The sequence below is a fragment of the Methylobacterium sp. WL64 genome (genome assembly GCF_008039945.1).
Classification (GTDB): Bacteria; Pseudomonadota; Alphaproteobacteria; order Rhizobiales; family Beijerinckiaceae; genus Methylobacterium.
In genome coordinates, this window is sequence record NZ_VRVA01000236.1 from 1 (window position 1) to 3427 (window position 3427).

At 59.9% G+C, this 3427-nt stretch carries 4 protein-coding genes and 1 pseudogene; 4 read left to right on the forward strand and 1 reads right to left on the reverse strand.

What is annotated here, in order from left to right; translation table 11 throughout:
• Positions 1 to 226: pseudogene (locus tag FV242_RS33240) on the reverse strand (sugar transferase); the annotation flags it as partial.
• Positions 227 to 1577: 1351 nt separating this feature from the next.
• Here FV242_RS33240 and FV242_RS33245 point away from each other — a divergent pair.
• From FV242_RS33245 to FV242_RS33260, 4 genes are all read left to right on the forward strand, one after another.
• Complete coding sequence (locus tag FV242_RS33245; protein WP_147941922.1) at positions 1578 to 1772, forward strand: transposase; 195 nt, start codon at positions 1578 to 1580, stop codon at positions 1770 to 1772.
• Positions 1773 to 2192: 420 nt separating this feature from the next.
• The gene (locus tag FV242_RS33250) at positions 2193 to 2450 is read left to right on the forward strand and encodes a twin-arginine translocase TatA/TatE family subunit (protein ID WP_147941923.1); all 258 of its coding nucleotides are present in this window, start codon (positions 2193 to 2195) and stop codon (positions 2448 to 2450) included.
• A 50-nt stretch (positions 2451 to 2500) separates the two neighbouring features.
• Positions 2501 to 3046: a Sec-independent protein translocase protein TatB gene (tatB, locus tag FV242_RS33255; protein WP_147941924.1), complete on the forward strand. Its 546-nt coding sequence runs from the start codon at positions 2501 to 2503 to the stop codon at positions 3044 to 3046.
• Positions 3043 to 3427 (forward strand): twin-arginine translocase subunit TatC (locus FV242_RS33260; protein WP_147941925.1); only part of this gene is annotated, 385 nt, incomplete at its 3' end. The genes tatB and FV242_RS33260, both read left to right, overlap by 4 nt.

Below are 3427 nucleotides of genomic sequence, written 5' to 3' on the forward strand. Positions count from 1 at the left end.
GGCGGAAGATCGGCGCTTTGCGGTCGCCGGCCCAGACCAGCACCGCGATCAGCAGCATCAACGGCAGCAGCAGGAACAAGGCAGTCGCCGCCACGCCGATATCGAGCCCGCGCTTGGCCGCCCAGTCCAGCCGCAGCCCCCGGGCCACGAATGGCACCTCCGGCAGCATCGCCTTCACCACCGCCTCGCTCATCTGCCCGGATAGGGGCTCGGCGACTTCGGTCATCTCGATCCTATGGGGCCGCGCGGAGGCGGCGGCTTTGGTCCGGGCGTCAACATGACCCTGCATGGTCTCAGTTCCTCATCGGAGGCCAGGGACGGAGGGTTAATGAGAGGTTATTAGCCGGTCACTAACGAGCTATGACTGTCATGGCAAGCTGAAAATGCAATATTTCCAGGTCATAAAATAGGTTATTATTGACAGTTATGCGGCAGCTTAGCTATAAAACGGAGCGAGAAGCCGCGAACAGATTGTTCCGTAGTTTTTACCGAACCCGTTGTTCTCTTTAAAAAAATTAGAAGATAATCAAATAACTAGCAACTTCGAGTTTATGCGCCGACCTCGACGTCAACGGGCCCGTGGAAACGAGTTTGATTAATACAATTAGCCGCGACGGAATATATCCCGGGCGGCTGTATCAATTTAACGTATTGCAACGGAGAGCCGTTGCGGCAAAAATCAGCGAATGGGCAGATACACCGATACACAAATGGCAGGCGAACACGACTGTTAGAATTCGGGCTCCACGCCGATTCCATACCCCGTTTGAGCACCCCTACGGCACAAGGCCGACGGAAGTTTCAGCCGAAAGACAGCAGGGTCGAAATTAACGCGGTCGGCTCCTCGCCCGGGCACGGCCTGCATCTGACCGGGAAAGGCTCACCTAACAGTGGACCGGACTAACCGGTTCTGCGTCTCAATTTCTAGCGACTATATTGTCGATAGGTCATGGTGCTACGCACCTCGTGAACGGAGCATATGTTGCCGCACAATTTATGGCTAAGCTGAAACCGCAGCGAAGCCCCCGTCGTATCGCCCCGGGACAGCGTATTGCGCAGGCAACTATGACAAAGCCGCATTATCTCGTTCGGCGCGGTCGCGCCGGCAGGTTCAACTTCACGCTTTTGACGAGCACCGGCCGCCTCAAAGGATTTGTCACCGTCTCAATGGATGGTCGCTCCGATAGCGAACTTACGCGGCAAGCCATAGATCAAATCCGACCGCTCGCAGAGGACTTCGCGCGCGTCCAAGATACAGGAGGCTCATCTCCTGACAGCGGCTCAGTCGAACCTTACGAGCGTCATGCCTGAAGGCTTTTGAGACCCTCTACCGGCCATCCCGATCTGTCCCGTATGCAAGCATCGATATCGCCTGGCAGGGCGGGATGGAGAGCAGATGTGGACGGACCGGCATCGGACGCGTCACGCGACCGAAGGATGTCGCTGCGCAAACGGGCTTGGACGAGGTGGCCCGCTTCTTGGAGCGGTTCGATCCACCGGGCAGTCCGGCTGCGACGCCCCCGCGCCAGGTGCTGGCGGGGTTTGCCTGGCACCTACCGATGGGTGGCGCGTGAAGGATGCTGCCAGCAGGCTTTCCGTCCTGGCGCACGGTCTATGGCTGGTTCCGGCGCTGGATCGAGCAGGAACTGTTCGAAGCCCTGATGCAGCCTCTGGCCCGCCGCCAGCGCCGCCATGGCGGACGGCATTCTACGCCGCGGCTGGCGATCATTGATACGCAGAGCATCACGTACATCGGGGTGCGCGGACCGTGAGGCTACGACGGAGCCAAGAAACTGGTCGGGCGCAATGGTCCGACAGGCTCACCGAGAGGGCGTGGCGCTGGTTGATGCCGAAGGCCACGTCCTGGCGCTCGCCAATCTCATCGCCGCCAACGCTGTCAACAATCTTGTTTGAAATCAAGCCTCAAACAGGCGGTAAGAACCGGCAGGTCGACAACATCCTACGTAGCGACGAAAAAACTCTGTGGTAGGCGTGATTCTGCAGGCCGACAACCAAACACATCGGGTTTGAGGCTGTAGCTGGATTGAGCGGCGGCCTTGGCGACGTGGAAGCCTTGAATCGCCGCGGTCCAAAGTAGCGATTAGGTCCTTCGGCGCTCAGCCTCTAAGGTCTTTTTGTCGACACACGAGACGGCGCCACGCAGCGTTCGGGCTGCGGCGCGGGAGGTTACCATGGGCAGCATGAGTATCTGGCACTGGATCATCGTCGCCGGCATCGTGATGCTGCTGTTTGGTCGCGGCAAGATCTCGGACCTAATGGGCGACGTCGCAAAGGGCATGAAAGCCTTTAAAAAGGGAATGGCCGAGGACGAGGTATCGACCAGCACCGCCGTACCGCCGCCGAGCTCGGGAGAGCCAACGCGCACGCTTCCTCACCAGGGTGAGCCGACCGCGGCCAACACGGTATCGGCCAACCGCAAGGTCGTTTGACCGGCTAAGCAAAATTGAGGTGCTGCAGCCGCTCACAGGACCGTCATACCATGTTGGACATGAGTTGGAGCGAGGTGATGCTGATCGGCGGCGTCGCGCTCATCGTCATCGGTCCGAAGGATCTGCCGAAGGCCCTGCGTACGGTCGGCCAGATCACCCGCAAGATGCGCCGGATGGCCAGCGAGTTTCAGTCGCAGTTCAACGAAGCGATCCGCGAGGCGGAGTTCGACGAGATCCGTCGCGAGGTGGACGGAGTCAAGCGTTCGACGAGTACGATGGGGCCGACCTTCAACCCCGTGCAGATCATCCGCGACGATCTGAAGGGCGCCGTCGACGGCCGGATCGAGACGAGGACCACCCCCTCGCCGACTCAGGGCCTTGCTAACGTCGCCGACCAGCTGGCCGAGCGGGAGAACACCATCCCCGCGCCGCCCCAGCCTGCCCCAATAGGGTCACCGCCGGCATCTCCATCGGACCCCGCACCGGAATTGCCTGAGGCCGACACCTCGAGCATCGATCCGCTTGCTGTCCCGGTTTCTGTCGAACGACCTCATACCGAAACGTCAGCCAAGCCCGAGCTTCAGTCCGGCCGATGATCAATGAGACCGACGAAGCCGAGATCGAAGCCTCGCGGACTCCGATCCTTGAGCATCTCATCGAACTGCGGTCACGGCTCATCAAATCGCTGGCGGCGTTCGCGGTGATGTTCTTTGGGTGCTTTTTCATCTCGCGGCACATCTACAACGTTCTTCTGCACCCCTACGTCTCGGTTGTGGGGGTCGAGAACGCCAACCTGATCGCGACGCACTTCCTCGAGCAAGTGTTCACCAACATCAAGCTCAGCGTGTTCGGCGCCGGGTTCCTGGCCTTCCCGGTCATAGCCACGCAGATCTACGCCTTCGTGGCTCCGGGTCTCTATCGCAACGAGCGCCAGGCCTTCCTGCCGTATTTCATCGCCACACCGATATTCTTCACCC